General features: G+C 46.3%; 8 protein-coding genes. All 8 read left to right on the top strand.

Features of this window, described 5'->3' with window-relative positions:
- Positions 1–18 precede the first annotated feature (18 nt).
- Positions 19–1,500, top strand: coding sequence for a glycoside hydrolase family 32 protein (locus GSF01_RS02915; RefSeq protein ID WP_159881520.1), 1,482 nt, complete (start codon positions 19–21; stop codon positions 1,498–1,500).
- 18 nt (positions 1,501–1,518) lie between these two features.
- Positions 1,519–2,472: a carbohydrate kinase family protein gene (locus GSF01_RS02910; RefSeq protein ID WP_159881519.1), complete on the top strand. Its 954-nt coding sequence runs from the start codon at positions 1,519–1,521 to the stop codon at positions 2,470–2,472.
- A 124-nt stretch (positions 2,473–2,596) separates the two neighbouring features.
- On the top strand, positions 2,597–3,598 hold the full coding sequence (locus GSF01_RS02905; RefSeq protein WP_159881628.1) for a LacI family DNA-binding transcriptional regulator: 1,002 nt from the start codon (positions 2,597–2,599) through the stop codon (positions 3,596–3,598).
- A 74-nt stretch (positions 3,599–3,672) separates the two neighbouring features.
- The gene (locus tag GSF01_RS02900) at positions 3,673–4,590 is read left to right on the top strand and encodes an ABC transporter permease (RefSeq protein WP_159881518.1); all 918 of its coding nucleotides are present in this window, start codon (positions 3,673–3,675) and stop codon (positions 4,588–4,590) included.
- A gap of 14 nt (positions 4,591–4,604) precedes the next feature.
- Positions 4,605–5,495 carry a carbohydrate ABC transporter permease gene (locus GSF01_RS02895; RefSeq protein ID WP_159881517.1) on the top strand — a complete coding sequence of 297 codons (891 nt, stop codon included), beginning with the start codon at positions 4,605–4,607 and terminating at the stop codon, positions 5,493–5,495.
- A 92-nt stretch (positions 5,496–5,587) separates the two neighbouring features.
- Positions 5,588–7,225, top strand: coding sequence for a type 2 periplasmic-binding domain-containing protein (locus GSF01_RS02890; protein WP_159881516.1), 1,638 nt, complete (start codon positions 5,588–5,590; stop codon positions 7,223–7,225).
- Positions 7,226–7,345: 120 nt separating this feature from the next.
- Positions 7,346–9,613, top strand: coding sequence for a GH32 C-terminal domain-containing protein (locus GSF01_RS02885; protein WP_159881515.1), 2,268 nt, complete (start codon positions 7,346–7,348; stop codon positions 9,611–9,613).
- A 68-nt stretch (positions 9,614–9,681) separates the two neighbouring features.
- On the top strand, positions 9,682–16,068 hold the full coding sequence (locus tag GSF01_RS02880) for a GH32 C-terminal domain-containing protein (RefSeq protein ID WP_159881514.1): 6,387 nt from the start codon (positions 9,682–9,684) through the stop codon (positions 16,066–16,068).
- Positions 16,069–16,358: the final 290 nt, after the last annotated feature.

The raw sequence follows: 16,358 nt of genomic DNA, 5'->3' as shown, positions 1-16,358 counted from the left end.
TAGGGAGGATAGATTCGGATGGAAACGAAACCAATGGATAAAAAAATAGACCATGGTACTGTCATTCAACGGGCAAATGAAGCTATAGAGAAGAATACTGATATGGTGAAGAAATCCCAATACCGCTTAGGCTATCATTACATGGCACCAGCTGGCTGGCTTAATGACCCAAACGGTCTCATTCAATTTAAAGGCGAATATCATATGTTCTATCAGCATCATCCTTACAGCAGTGACTGGGGGCCGATGCACTGGGGACATGCAAAAAGTAAAGATCTTGTTAACTGGGAGAATCTCCCGATAGCTCTTGCGCCGAGCGAAGACTATGACATCGGAGGCGTGTTCTCCGGAAGTGCGATAGATTTAGACGGCATATTAACGCTATACTATACCGGGCATGTTGATGAGAAGACGCCCAAGGAAGTTCAATGCGTCGCAACGTCTACGGACGGCATTCACTTCGAAAAGCATACTGCCAATCCGATTATCGATTATCCCCCGGTCGACGGCTCCTTTGACTTCCGTGACCCGAAGGTGTGGAAGCACGAGGATATCTGGTATATGGTTATTTCCACCGGTAAGGAAGGCATTGGGAAGGCAGTTCTATATAAAAGCGAAGATGGTTTTAAGTGGGATTATATAGGCGTTGTCGCTCAAAGCGATGGAACACTTGGCGAGATTTGGGAGTGCGCTGATCTTTTTCCTCTGGGGAGAGGAAGATCTCACGCATTGATCACGTCATTGATGGGTCCAGAGATCGAGCGTTGTAAAATATTGCTGGGCGAAATGGATTACGCGGCAGGTCAATTTAATTGGAAGCATGTCGAAACTATGGATTACGGCTTCGATTATTATGCGCCTCAAACCTTTATCGATAACCAGGGACGTCGTATTGCAATTGGTTGGATGGATATCTGGGGAGCCGAATTTTTGACAAAGCCGGATGGTTGGTGCGGGGCTATGGCGCTGCCGCGAGTCATAGATCTGTCAGCAGAAGGTGAGGTTAGATACCTGCCAGTTGTTGAGCTTGAGCAGCTGCGCGAACAGCATATTGCTTTCAGAGATGTAGGTCGAACTTTTGGTGGAAGTAACCCGCTTGAGGAAGTGAAAGGATCCCAACTCGAGATCAAGGCCGTGTTTGATCCGGCAGCTTGCTCAGCTCAACGCTTCGGATTGAAAGTACGTTGTTCGGAAGATGGAACACAAGGTACACGGATCACTTACGATATGCAGGCGAAGAAGCTATCCGTTGACCGCAGCCTTGCTGGTCTAGGAGCAGGAGGAATCTGTACAGCGCCGCTAGAATTGACAGCCGGACAGAAGCTGGATCTGCACATCTATATCGATACGACATCAATTGAAGTGTTCGCCAATGGTGGTCGCATTGTGTTTTCCAATCGAATATATCCTGACGTAACTAGCAACGGGGTAGAACTGCTTGGATTAGATGGTCATGTGAAGGTGGAATCTCTGGATATTTGGACGCTTCGTTCTGTATAGAAGCAGAGGAGAGATATTATGTTTGATGTTATTGCAATGGGTGAATTGTTAATGGATATGACACCACATGGGTATTCCAAGCAAGGACAGCCCCTGTTTGAAGCGAACCCTGGTGGAGCGCCGGCTAACGTGCTGGCACTGCTTGCCAAGCACGGGAAGAAGACGGCTTTCATCGGCAAAGTCGGACATGACCGGTTTGGAACCGAGCTCCGAGAGGTGCTGGAGCGGCTTGGGATCGATTCCTCCGGACTGATTACAGACCCGGAAAGCAACACCACTTTAGCCTTTGTTCATCTGGATGAAGCAGGTGACCGGTCGTTTGAGTTTTTTCGTAAGCCGGGAGCTGATACCCGATTGACTGCAGAGGAACTGGATCACGATCTGATTCGACAAGCCAAAATATTCCACTTCGGCGGACTTTCCCTCACGAAAGAACCGGTGCGCAGCGCAACCTTAGCTGCTCTGCAGATTGTTCGAAAGTTAGGCGGCATTCTCGTCTCCTTTGATCCGAATTACCGTGAAGATCTATGGCCTTCGGAAGAGGCTGCGCGGCAGGAGATTCAACAGGTGCTGGCAGGTGTCGACGTACTTAAACTTTCGTTAGAGGAGCTTCAGCTTCTTACGTCGACGAAAGATCTCGAGGAAGGAACCAAGAGACTGTTTGAGCAGTATGGGATAGCGTTAATTCTTGTCACGCTTGGGGCGGAAGGCAGTTTTTACCGAACCGCAAGTAAATATGGCTTGGTGAAGGGCATTCAAGTAAAGCCTATTGATACTACAGGTGCAGGGGATGCTTTCTTTGGGGCCGTCTTGGCTCAAATAACCGAGTATGAGCCGCTCTCATCTGCATTTGAGCCTAAAGCGGTTCGAACAATACTTGCTTACGCCAATAAAGTCGGAGCCATAGTCACGACAAAAATGGGAGCTATACCGGCTATGCCGGACCAGACTATCGTTCACACATTTAAATAGTGTGTCTTTGTAAGGCATTAATCAATCCTAATCGAGGCCAGTCGATAGGATCGGCTGGCCTAGTATGAGTGCTTGAAGCAATAGGAGTTTCTCAGGGGGATGAAAGGTCAAGGAGGCGAGATGAATATCCGCAGACATAAAACAAGTCGCAGCTATGGCAGGTGTTTCAACGGCCACCGTTTCTCACGTTATTAATAACACGCGTTTTGTATCGGAAGCAACGAGAGGCAAAGTGCAGAAGGCAATGAAGCTATTAAATTACCAGCCTAATTCGGTAGCGAGAAGCTTAAGAAATCAGAAAACAAATACAATTGGTTTGATCGTACCGATTTTGCCATCAGACACGTCCAATTTCTTTTTTATGAACGTAGCACAAGGTATTCAGAACAAGTTGAAAGACCACGGCTATCATTTTCTGTTGAGTACAAACACTACGGAATCCGTACATGTGGAGAAAGAACAGATTCGGATGTTCAACTCCAAACAGATTGATGGGCTTATTATTGCTTCGATCGCAGAGGACTTAACGTTTCTTTCAGAACTGACAACTAATTATCCAATCGTATTTGTTGATCGAAGAGCTAAAGGATTCAGTGCTGACAGCGTCGTTGCAGATGGCTATGGCGGGTCCTATGGCGCTGTAAAAACACTAATCGCCAAGGGCCACAGAAGAATTGGGTTAATTACAGGCGGACTAGGCATCTCAACAAGTGAAGAACGCTATAAAGGCTATTGTGAGGCTTTAGAGGATCATGGTATTCTCTATGATCACAATCTTGTAAAGATTGCACGTTCTAGTTTTGAAAGCGGATACGAAAGCGCCAAACAGTTGTCGAAGGAACAGAAAATCACAGCTTTGTTTGTAACGAATAACGTTCTTACGATGGGAACGGTCTGCTACCTTCAAGAGCAGAAGATCGCCATTCCTGATGAATTGGCGGTTATCGGATTTGATGACTATGACTGGACCCAGATAACTGCCCCCCCGCTAAGTGTTATACGGCAGCCTTCTTATGAAATCGGGGAGAAGGCCGCCGAGATCCTGCTGCATCGGATCGATCATCCGGACAAGAAGTATGAGGAGTACCGATTGAACACCCACTTAATTCTCAGAGGTTCGTGTTAGCTTATTCACGAGCCTTCTATTTTGGAAAAAGAAAATCGATTACGTAATCGATTGATTAGAAAGGGGAGCATCACTTGTCATCAGAGCCAGGTCGAGTACTTAAGCGCATTTGGACGAACTGGGAGTTATATGTGCTGATCTTACCTCCAGTATTATATTTCCTGATCTTTAGATATGTGCCGATGTATGGTGTTCTGATTGCCTTCAAACAATTTTCGGCAGCTAAAGGAGTATGGGATAGCCCATGGGTAGGCATAGAACATTTCGTCGCATTTTTCGAATCATACAATTTTAAGCAAATATTTATGAATACGGTTTTTTTAAGCGTCCTGGTATTACTGACTGCTTTTCCAATACCGATTCTGATCGCCCTTATGTTAAACCAAGTCGTACACCTCAAAGTAAAAAAGTTTATTCAAACCTCTATCTACGCTCCATATTTTATTTCAACCGTCGTACTTGTCGGAATGGTGTTCGTCTTTCTTTCACCGAGCAGCGGTATTGTCAACCATATCATTCAGGCTTTCGGAGGAGAACCTGTTCTGTTCATGGCTCAATCCCATTGGTTCAGGCCGATCTATATTTTTACGGAGATCTGGCAAAACACCGGCTTTGCGATGATTATTTACCTGGCAGCACTAACAAGTATAGATCCCCATCTTCATGAGGCCGCTATAGTTGACGGTGCCTCCAAGCTGCAAAGAGTAAGACATATCGATCTGCCGGGAATTGCTCCTACCATCCTGATCATGTTTATTTTGGCGACCGGGAATCTAATGAACATTGGATTCGAGAAGGCGTTCTTGATGCAAACGGACATGAATATCGACAGCTCGGAAATCATTCCTACCTATGTGTACAAGATCGGCATACAACGTGCGCAATACAGCTTTTCGGCCGCCATTGGATTGTTTAATGCCGTAATTAATTTAATCTTACTCGTTACTGTTAATCAAACAATGAAGAGAATTACCGGCAGAGGCTTGTTCTAATCGAGGAGGAGCATATGATCGCGATTAAACAAAAAACAAGAAGCGATATTTTATTCGATGTTACGAACTATACCATCCTGATCGGATTTGCCTTGTTAATTATATATCCGCTCTATTTTATTGCAATTGCTTCCTTTAGTGACCCTAACAAAGTGAATTCAGGAGGGGTATGGCTATTTCCGCAAGGAATCACATTCGAAGGCTACAAACGGATATTTAGTGATGGAGCGATCTGGATGGGATATCGAAATTCTATCCTGTATGCAGCCTTGTCAGCGGTGATCGGTTCAATTCTAGCTATAATGGCAGCTTATCCTCTATCAAGAAGAGATTTCTATGGCGGACCTATTTTTATGACATTTTTTACGATTACCTTGTTTTTTAACGGCGGATTAATTCCAACTTATTTGTTAGTAAGAGATTTGGGGCTCGTCAATACCATTTGGTCTGTCGTTCTGATCTCCGCAGTGGATGCATTCGTAATCATCGTCGCAAGAACCTTTTTTCAGGGGTTGCCTGAAGAGATTCGGGAAGCGGCAAATATCGATGGATGTACGAATTTAAGATACATCTGGAGTTTTGTTCTGCCATTGTCCAAACCGATTATAGCGGTGCTTGTGTTATTTGCTGTAGTCAGGCAGTGGAATGGATTCTTCGACGCCTTAATTTATTTGGATGATAGTGACAAGTATCCGCTGCAGCTCATCCTGCGAAATATTTTGATTCAGAATCAGCCTTCAGGCAATTTGGTTGATGATCTTCAAACAGCGCTTGAGAAGCAGCGAATTGTATCGCTTATTAAATACGGCGTTATTATTGTTGCGGCTCTGCCTTTGTTGATCTTATACCCGTTCCTGCAGCGTTTCTTTGTTCAGGGTGTATTCATTGGATCGGTAAAAGGCTGATTCGGCAAGTACTTTGTTAAGGAGGTGAGCATGTCACTAATTTTGCTCAACATATCATTCAAAGAAATATAAAAGGGAGGAATACGAAACACATGAATAGTAAAATATCTTTGCTTGTATCGGCGCTCTTAGTATCTTCCATTGCTCTGTCGGCCTGCACTAATAAGGCGGAAAACACGGAAGTTAACCCCGAAGCCAGTCAGAAAGACTCGGGAGTAACGAACGTGGCTTTCCCGCTCAAAGAGAAAGTAACGTTGAAGGCGGTTGCGCACCGGCCCTCGCTGGCACCGAGTGACTTTAATAATCAGCCATTATTGAAATCGCTCGAAGCTCAAACGAACGTACAAATCAAATGGGACACTATCGTAGAAAGCGACTTTATCGAAAAGCGAAACATCCTTCTTGCAAGTAGAAACCTGCCTGATTTCTTTTTCAGCGGTCGATTCTCGGATAGCGAATTAATTCGTTATGCGAAAGACGGTACGATCATCCCATTGAATGACTTAATCGAAAAGCATATGCCGAATTTAAAGGCGATTCTAGATTCCAGACCTGATATAAAAGCTCAAATTACTGCACCAGACGGAAGCATATATGCACTGCCGAATGGTGAAGAAATCGGATCGGGCCAGCAGGAGATCGTTTCAAATCCCAACTTTATCTATATAAACAAGGCTTGGCTGGATAAGCTGCAGTTAAAAATGCCTACGACAATGGACGAGTATACTGAAGTTTTGAGAGCCTTTAAGAAGGGGGATCCGAACGGTAATGGCAAGGCTGATGAAATCCCGCTTACCTACATAGATAATTTCTGGACGGGCGATATCGGCATACTATTTGGTGCTTTCGGAGTGCCGGATAAGACGCATCGTCCTAACAATCCGACTTATATCGATCACCTCAATGTTGTGAATGGTAAAGTACAATTCGCGCCTCAGCAAGAGGGCTATAAGAAAGCGGCAGCTTACCTGCATCAATGGTTTAAGGAAGATCTTGTTGATAAAGATGCGTTCACACATAACTATGAAACCTATTTTGCTCGAGGCAAGACAAAGGATGAAACGCTCGGTTCCTTGATATGGTGGGACAAGAATGATGTAACCGGACCGGAAAGAGGAGAACACTGGGTCCTCGTGCCTCCATTCAAAGACATGGTTATTGGCTGGAATAACGGCGGCGGATTTGGCCGCGACGGTGTAACCATAACAAGTGCAAATAAAAATAAGGAAATTACGGCTGCTTGGCTGGATTCCTTCTACGATCCGGTGTTTGCCGCCCAATCCCGCTTCGGCCCCATCGGGGTCTGGTTTGATAAAGACTCGAGCGGTAAGCTGATTCAAAAAGAGGTGAAAAATCCCGGCGAGACACGTCAAAGCACTGCAATTAGCAACGGTATCGGGATGCTCCTGACGGAGCACACAAACAAGGTTGATTATATTGAACCGCGTGCTACAGAACGGATTAAAGATAATACAAAGCTTTACATACCACAGATGGAAAAAGAAAAGTTTCCTAACTTATTTTTTAATGAAGAAGAATTGAACACGATTGACAAGTTGAAGCCGGATATTTCGTCGTATGTGAACAAAATGCGTGCAAAGTGGCTCTTGAACGGTGGAGTTGAGCAGGAATGGAATGAACATCAGGAGACTCTGAAAAAAATGGGTATTGAAAAGCTGCTTGAAGTGCATCAATCCGCCTATGACCGTTATGTGAAAGCAAAGAAGTAAGTGGATTCACAGACGAGCCGGAACTATTCTGTATGTTCCGGCTTCTTCTTTAAGAGATATCTTTTCGAGAGGGACCTAGATAAGGGGTTATCCTTTTAAAACTGTAAGGAGAGAGTAACCATGATATCCAAGTGGAGTGAGTCGAGCATAGCAAAGTGGGGATTTGACGAAGGAATGGGATCCGTGGTCAAAGATTCTGTTTCCGGTAAGGAGGATAGAATCGAATTTGCATTGCGGACAGGAAGATATCAAGCGCCTGTAGATCCCATTTGGCATCCGGGTATAGCGGGCCATAGTCTTTGGTTTGACGGCTATTCAACCTACATCAGAAGATCTTCCCAAGAAATTAAACATCCGGTTGAAGGGCTAACCATAACGGTATGGATTGCACCGAGTTCGTTTGAATTTGGAGAAGAGGAAAGGCTATCGGCGATTATAAGCCAGCATAACCGTGAAGCGGCTGAAGGGTATATATTTGGGATATACAAAAACGGCGCTTGGTCTCTGCAACTGGGTATTGACGGCGAGTGGGTGGAGATATGGTCTTATGATCGGCCTATACCTCTTAACAAATGGACCTTTTTATCGGCAACGTATGATCAAGCGTCTAAGCGCCTTCAATTGTACTATAACGGAGTACAGGTAGCGGAGAAGAAAATTGACTCTTCCAGCGGTATAACACCGCATGCCGGCGACTTCATAATTGGAAGGAACAACCAGGGGTCAGTTCTTGCTGGTGCATTTACACTGAACCATTACCAAGGATTTATGGATGAGCTTACTGTATATCCGACTGCACTTCATTCGGAGGATATTCAGGAACTCTATGCTGCCTATCTGCACATGAACGGTGACAAAATGCCCGAATCAGTAACAATAGAAGGGAATGAAATTCGATCATTGCGTGCAAAGGATCGGCACAGACCGCAGTTCCATTTAAGCCCGCCATCCCACTGGATGAATGAGCCGCATGCGCCTTTCTATTTCAATGGACAGTATCATTTATTTTACCAATACAATCCGCGCGGACCCTTTTGGCATCATATTCATTGGGGACATTGGATCAGTGATGATTTGGTGCATTGGAAGGATCTGCCGCCCGCGCTATCTCCGGGTAATGACTTCGATTCGGACGGAATCTGGTCCGGTAGTGCTTGTCACGACAAAAGTGGAAATCCCGTTTTGTTTTATACGGGGGGGAAATATTCGAAATTTCCCACTCAAACTATCGGTCTCGCCCGGAGTTGTTTTCCCATTGATGGCGATCACGATCTGAAGCATTGGGTCAAGCATCCGGAACCGATCGTGGAGCAGGAGAAAGAGGGGGGACTTTTCGGTGAGTTTCGGGATCCATTCGTATGGGAAGAGGACGGTATATGGTATATGCTGGTCGGCACAGGTACTGGGGAAAACAAGCAAGGCGGTACGGCTACGGTGTATACGTCCACAGGGGATCTGACGCAATGGGAGCTGAGAGGCCCTCTATATGTGAGCAATTACGAGAAATACCCGTTTCTCGGGATAATGTGGGAGCTTCCGGTCCTCCTTCCATTGCCCTTTAAGAAGGAGGACCAGTATGTCAACTCAGACAAACATGTTCTCCTGATCAGTCCATGGGGAGAAGGGGCAGATATTGAAGTCTACTATTGGATCGGTAGTTGGGATAAGAATACTTGTCAATTCAAGGCTGATCATGAAGAACCGAGATTGATAGATGTAGGAGACTTTCATTTTACAGGTCCCAGCGGTATGGTCGACCCGCGGACCGGCCGTACGCTTCTGTTCACGATCGCCCAAGGAGAACGGACTCCTGAAATCGACTATGACAGCGGTTGGGCACATAATGCTGGGATACCTGTCTCCCTATTTTTAAGAAATGATGATTTGCTTGGCATCGAGCCCATTCGGGAAATGCAGCAATTGCGTAAGAAATTGCTGTTGAGCGCAACAGACGATATGGATGGAATGAACAGACGTTTAGCTGATGTAAAGGGAGATCAGCTGGAAATTCACATTCACTTTGGGAAATGTTCCGCTGAACAGTATGGAATTAGTGTGAGGCGCACACCAGAGGGCGAAGAAGAAACACTGCTGTACTATGATGCCAGGCGCGAATGGCTGTCCGTTAATCGTACGAGGTCAACGCTTGAAACAACGGAGCGCATTGGCGGCATTCAGGGTGGGAGTCTGCAATTGGATGGCGAGACATTACAATTCATAGTCTACGTTGACCGCTCCATGATCGAATGCTATGCAAATGGGATAAAGAGCTTGACGACAAGGACTTATCCGTCAAGAATAGATGCGTTAGGTGTTGCGATATGGTCAACAGGGCCGATTGAGCTGATGAGTGTAGAAGTTTGGGAGATGGGATCTATAATAGGCTAGAGGTAAACGATTACGCAAGGATTCACATATAGATGATACTTACTAAACCGTTTGGGGGTATATGTAACATGCTACCAAAATCAATACGAACTGGAATGATTGCGTTAATAATCAGTTCACTGTTCAATCCTGCAGTATTGGCATCAGCATCAAGTCTTTCCCATTCAAATGATTCCCTTGAAGTAAGTAACGTTACATCGAACCTGTATGGCAATGTCATCTCCAGTGTCTACTCTAACAGGAGCGTAACCTCTGTGGTTTACGGTAATACCATTCAAAATCCGGGATTTGAAACCGGGGATTTGACAGGCTGGACTGTCATCGATGGCAGGGCTTTTGGTCCACAAAGTGTTTCGAATGAAACGACTTACTGGGCGGAAGGTATACCCTATCAGCAGGAAGGCACTTATCACCTGAATGGCTGGAGATATCAGGAGACGGAAACGGGAAGACTTCGTTCTTCTACTTTCAATCTTGGAGGATCGGGCTGGATCACCTTTATGCTTGGCGGAGGACGGCATACCGATCAGAATTATATCGAAATTCATAATGCGGATACCGGAGAGATCATTGGACGTTACGGCAATTCAGAGTGGAGCGACGCTAACTTTCCTTTTGTGGAAAAAGGGCTTCGGCTAGCAAATCTGGTTAAATACAAAGCCGATTTGAGAAACTATATCGGACAAAATATGTATATCGATATTGTAGATAACGGCACCCAGGATTGGGGATTGCTGTTCGCGGACTCGTTCGAAACGTATTACGAAAGTGAGCCGTCGAGCGCTTTAAGAGCGGATAACTTATACGATGCCTCACCGAAGGAAATCATCAATCCGGGATTTGAGACGGGCGACTTGACTGGCTGGACGGTACTAGAGGGAGGCGCCTTTGGACCCGATAGTATATCGAACGAAAAGACCTATTGGGATGAAAAGATTCCGTATCATCAAGAAGGGGAATACCATCTGAACGGGTGGAAATACCCGGAAAGTGAAACGGGTAAGCTGCGTTCATCGACGTTTAAGCTGAAGGGAAGCGGCTGGATTACCTTCAGGCTGGGCGGAGGAAAAAATACGGATCTGGCTTATGTGAATGTACGTCACGCTGATACAGGTGAAGTGGTAGCCAGGTATGGAAACACCGGGTTCGCCGACGTGAACTTCCCGCATGTGGAACAAGGCCTTCGTCTGGCGAACATGGTTCAGTACAAAGCTGATTTGCGAGCTTTCTTAGGTGAAAGTCTGTATGTTGAGATCGTAGATAACGCGGTTAATGATTGGGGTGTCCTATTTGCAGATGATTTCCAAACCTACTATCCTGAATCTCCGGTGGTAGGCGAACTGGCCAAAAATTTACATGATCCATTAACGTACGAAATTCTTAATCCGGGATTTGAGCGGGGAAGTCTGTTTGGTTGGACCGTCGTAGCCGGCGAAGCCTTTGGACCAAGCAGCGTATCCAGCGATACAACATGGTGGGCCGAGCAGATTCCCTACAATCAGGAAGGGCAGTACCACCTGAACGGCTGGATGTACAATGAAGAGAAAACCGGAATTCTTCGTTCTTCCAAATTTACGTTGGGCGGGAGTGGTTGGATTACTTTTAAGCTTGGCGGAGGAAAGAATACAGACCTCGTTTATATTGATCTTTACAATGCAAATACGGATGAGCTCGTGGCACGTTACGGGAATACGGAATTCGCCGATATTCATTTCCCGAATGTAGACCAAGGCATGCGACTTGCCAATATGGTGCAATATAAAGCCGATTTGTCCAATCACTTGAATGAAGAATTTTATTTCGAAATTGTTGATAATGCAAAGTCGGACTGGGGTATGATCTTCGCGGATGCGTTTTTCACTCATCATGAGTCGATTCCAACAGATGGCGTAACTGCAGTCAATTTGCACTCGAGTACGAAAGTAGATATCGAGAACCCTGGCTTCGAGACCGGTGATCTGAGCGGTTGGCGGGTGGAAGGCGACGCGTTTAACGATGCTGTCACGAATGCAATGGAGCATGGCGATTCTCATACTTCTTACGGACATGCAGGAGTTTATCATGCATTAGGTTCGAAGGGAGGAGATCATCTGACAGGTACGCTGACCTCCTCGACCTTCAAGCTGACAGGAACAGGTATGATTTCGTTCCTTGTCGGGGGCAGCCAGAATATAGATCAGTCCTATGTAGCATTGGTTCGCGCTTCTGATCAAGAGATTCTGATGAAGGCAACCGGCACGCAGTCCGAGTCTTACTCGCGGGTCACATGGGATGCAACAAACTATATCGGTCAAGAATTGTTTATCCAAGTCGTGGATAGGAACACCAGCGGACACATCAATGTCGATGATTTTGTGGTGAACGGATCTGGCTTGATCGGCAGCTGGAGCTTTAATGAGGGTACAGGCAAGTCAGTTAACGATCAGGTACGTAACCGCAATGATGTTGTACAATACGTATTTAATGAAGCGAAGTATAAGCCGAGCACAGATCCCTTGTGGAAAAAAGGGGTTTCGGGTAGTGGACTGCTGTTTGACGGATATTCCACATGGGTTACTAGACCGGCAAACGAAATCGCGAAGCCCGGTGATGAGTTAACCATCGAGGGGTGGGTAGCGCCAAGATCATACGAGTGGGGAGATCAAAATAAGCTTTCCGCCATCGTTAACCAGTATGACAGCGCTAAACGCGCCGGTTATATTCTCGGGATGGGACGTCATGGCAAATGGTCGTTCCAGGTTGGGATTAACGGCAAATGGACCGAGGTATGGGCAGCGGACAATAAACCGCTTAAGAAGTTCGAATGGTCGCACGTAGCGGCAACCTACAGCAAGTCGACAGGCGCACTTAAACTGTATTTGAACGGTGAATTGGTTGGCACATCCATCGCTGAGAAGAAGCTCGCCATTACGCCTGCGAATGTTGACTTCATCATCGGCAAGAACAACTCCGGAGCCATTATCGGAGGCGTATTTACGGCAAACATGTTTAACGGCTTGATCGATGAGTTGAAAGTATATAATAAAGCTTTAACCGATGAAGAAGTGAAGAACGGTTATCTGGCCGTGAAGTCAGGCTTTGAAAGCGGGACTGCACCTACACCGGAGCTGGATTTCGACCGCAGCGTATATGATGGTGACAGATACCGTCCTCAATATCACTTTATAGCGCCCGGACACTGGATGAACGAGCCACATGGGCCGCTATACTTCCAAGGCAAGTATCATATATTTTATCAGAACAATCCTCAAGGACCTTACTGGCACCAGATCCATTGGGGGCATGCGGTAAGCGATGATATGGTGCATTGGGAAGATATGCCGGTCGCACTCGCGCCGGATGGCGGTTCTGAAACACCAGACGGCGTGTGGTCCGGGAATGCGGTTGTGGACGATAATGGAAACCCCGCCCTGTTCTTCACAGCAGGTAATGACAAAGCGACTCCGAATCAGGCTACAGGTCTTGCCAGAAGCACGTATGCAGAAGACGGAGATGTGAACCTGAAAGAGTGGGTGTACCATGGAGCTCCAGTCACTACGCAGGCACCTAATCTTCACGCTGAGGAAGGTGAGGTATGGTACGGCAATTTCCGTGACCCTTATGTGTGGAAGGATGGCGATACGTGGTATCAGCTTGTCGGCTCGGGTATTAAGGGCGTAGGCGGAACAGCATTGATGTACACTTCCACGGATATGATCCATTGGACCTACCAGAAGCCATTCTTTGTTGGCGATTATGAGAAATATCATAAGACGGGTCAAGTATGGGAGCTTCCGGTGCTGTTACCGATTGGCGAAGACAGCAGCGGTAATAAGAAGTATGTGTTCCTAATCAATCCTTGGTTTGATCATTATGATGAGGACAATGTGAAATATGTATACCATTGGATCGGAACATGGGACAAAGAGAATCACAAGTTCATACCGGATCACGAGGAGCCGAGACTGTTCGACTTTGGCGAACATTTCACGGGGCCAAGCGGTATGATTGACAATCAAGGCAGATCCATTTTATTCAGTATTGCTCAGGACCGCCGAACAGAACAGCAGCATTACGATTCGGGCTGGGCGCATAATGCAGGCCTTCCGGTTGTACTGTCGCTTCGCGGCGACCATACACTGGGCGTTGAGCCGATTCAGGAGCTGGATTCACTGCGGGGTCCGAAGCTTATAGATGTCGAACAATCGAGTGTGGCATCAGCGAATACGGAACTGCAGAAAGTACAAGGCGACATGCTCGAAATTGTGCTTAAAGCCAATATCGGCACAGCTAAAAAACTCGGAATTTCATTAAGAGCTACAGCAGACGGGCAGGAAGAAACAAAGCTATATTATGATGTGGACAAGAAGGAGCTTGCCGTCGACAGATGGAAAACTTCTCTTGATCCGGATGTACAAAAAGGTATGAACAGCGGCCATATGGAGCTGGATAACAATGTTCTTAGCCTTCATATTTACTTGGACCGTTCGATGGTAGAGGCTTATGCGAATGGTAAGAATAGCATCACTACACGAGTATATCCTACTCGAAGCGATGCACTAGGCCTGAAGCTGTGGAGCGAAGGCGGGGAAGCAGAGATTCAAAGTTTGCAGGTATGGCTGATGAATTCTGCATACAACAGTACAGCTAAGGCCTACTGGCCTGATACAGTTCCTCAGACGGAAGCCGTGGGAGAACTTACAAATCATGATTTTGAGCTGGGTAATTTGACAGGCTGGACGGCAGAAGGCAATGCTTTCACGAACGAACATGTTACCAAAAGGAATGATTGGGGCTGGGGAGGGCCATTCGGGCAATCCTGGGATCGTAAGGATCCGGAGCGTCACCATCTGTGGGGCATACATCCTGACTACGGTGATCTAGCGACCGGCTCATTGAAGTCGGAACCATTCATTCTCGGAGGAAACGGCAGGATTGACTTCCTGATTGGCGGTGGCAATCATATCGATACTTTATATGCTGCTCTGGTCCGAGCATCCGATAATCAAATCCTAATGAAGGCTACCGGGCAGGATAATGAGGCTTACCGTCGTGTAATCTGGGATGCGTCAGCATACAAAGGTCAGCAATTGTACATCAAGTTTGTAGATGAGCATACAGGCGGATGGGGACACCTGAACATCGATGATGTGAATGTGCCTGTACAGGTTTCGCGGCCGCAGCCTGAAACTTCGGGTGGCAGTAGCGGGTCTTCGGCGACAATAACGGCACCGATTCCAATCAAAGGGGTCCTGTCGCTTAGCGCAGATCACATCAAGAGAGTAACCAATGCCAATGGTCAAACCGTTGCCAAAGCGGTTATCGATGCCAAAACGCTTAAAAGCCTGTTCAGTTCGATACAAGCAAGCTCCAGCAAAAATGTAATGATTGAAGTTCCGGTTCAAGATAAGGAGAGTTTGCAGCTCTCGTTAGACTTTGCGGCACTTCAAGATGCTGCAAAGGTATCTCCTGAATCGGTCATCACCATTAAAAGTGGTATTGTGACTTATGACCTTCCGCTTGCCTTACTGAAGCATGCTTCGATGACGGGTGAGATGGATTATATTCAAATTGCTATCGAGCCTCAAACCGAAAGAATGCTTGAAGTTATCCGTTCGCAAGCAGCGGCGTCTTCCATGAAACTGCTTGCCGGAGCCTATGACTTCAAGGTGCTGGCGGAAAAGGACGATGTGGCGACGGAGATTGAGGATTTTGGGAATCTCTATGTATCTCGATCGATGACCATCGATGCTAGTGGCAAACTCGACACGATTACAGCCGTCATGTACGTTCCTGAAACGGGTGAAATATCTTTCGTACCATCTACGTTTGAACGGAAGGATGGAAAAACGGTTGTTACCATTAAACGCAATGGCAACAGCATATATACGGTTGTTGATTTCAACAAAGATTTCGCGGACGCTAAGGAGCATTGGGCCAAGGAAGAGATTCACCTGCTTGCTTCCAAGCATATTGTTCAGGGCGTAAGCGAACAGAGCTATGAGCCTGAGCGGAAAGTAACTCGAGCAGAATTTGCAGCGATACTTGCGCGTGGTCTCGGTTTATCTAGTCAACCGAATAAAGGAACGGTGTTCTCCGATATCGTAGCGAGTGAGTGGTATGCAGGAGCTGTAGGCGCTGTCGTTAAGGCTGGCCTTATCAGCGGCTATGAAGATGGAACCTTCAAGCCGAACCAGCAAATTACCCGGGCTGAGATGGCCGTTATGCTATCACGTGCGGCTACTTTCATAGGTGTAAAACTGGGCGCAGGAACTGGCGGTGATCAGCAGCTTCAGTCTTTTGTCGATGCGCATGAGATCGGTGCGTGGGCAAAGCCTGCAATCGTTGAGCTGCTGGAAGCAAAACTGATTCAAGGCAGGTCAACGGTTACTATAGATGCGTCCGCTCATTTGACACGAGCAGAATCGGCAGTTGTTCTTAAGCGATTCCTGACGACAATCGAATTTATTAATTAAGAGGGACACCCCTGCGAGTAATGTCTCGCGGGGGTTTTTGTCTTCAAATATTTTTTATAAATGGAATAAAGTTCTTGACGATTTTTCTGTTTATACTTACAATAAGCTATGTAAACGTTTACGTAATCGTTTGACTAGAAAAACTACCAACGGATTACCAGACTCGTAAACGTCTAAGGAGGGGATACAAGTATCGGCATTATTTTGTTTCGAGAAAGCCCGAATACTCATTTAAGGAGGAATTGGATTGCAATTGAAAAAAAGAACGCTTAGTACTGTGCTCTGTTTAG

The sequence above is a fragment of the Paenibacillus puerhi genome (assembly GCF_009846885.1).
GTDB lineage: Bacteria > Bacillota > Bacilli > Paenibacillales > NBRC-103111 > Paenibacillus_G > Paenibacillus_G puerhi.
Note: the sequence above shows the minus strand (reverse complement) of the source record. Positions and strands in the feature narration are given on the sequence as shown.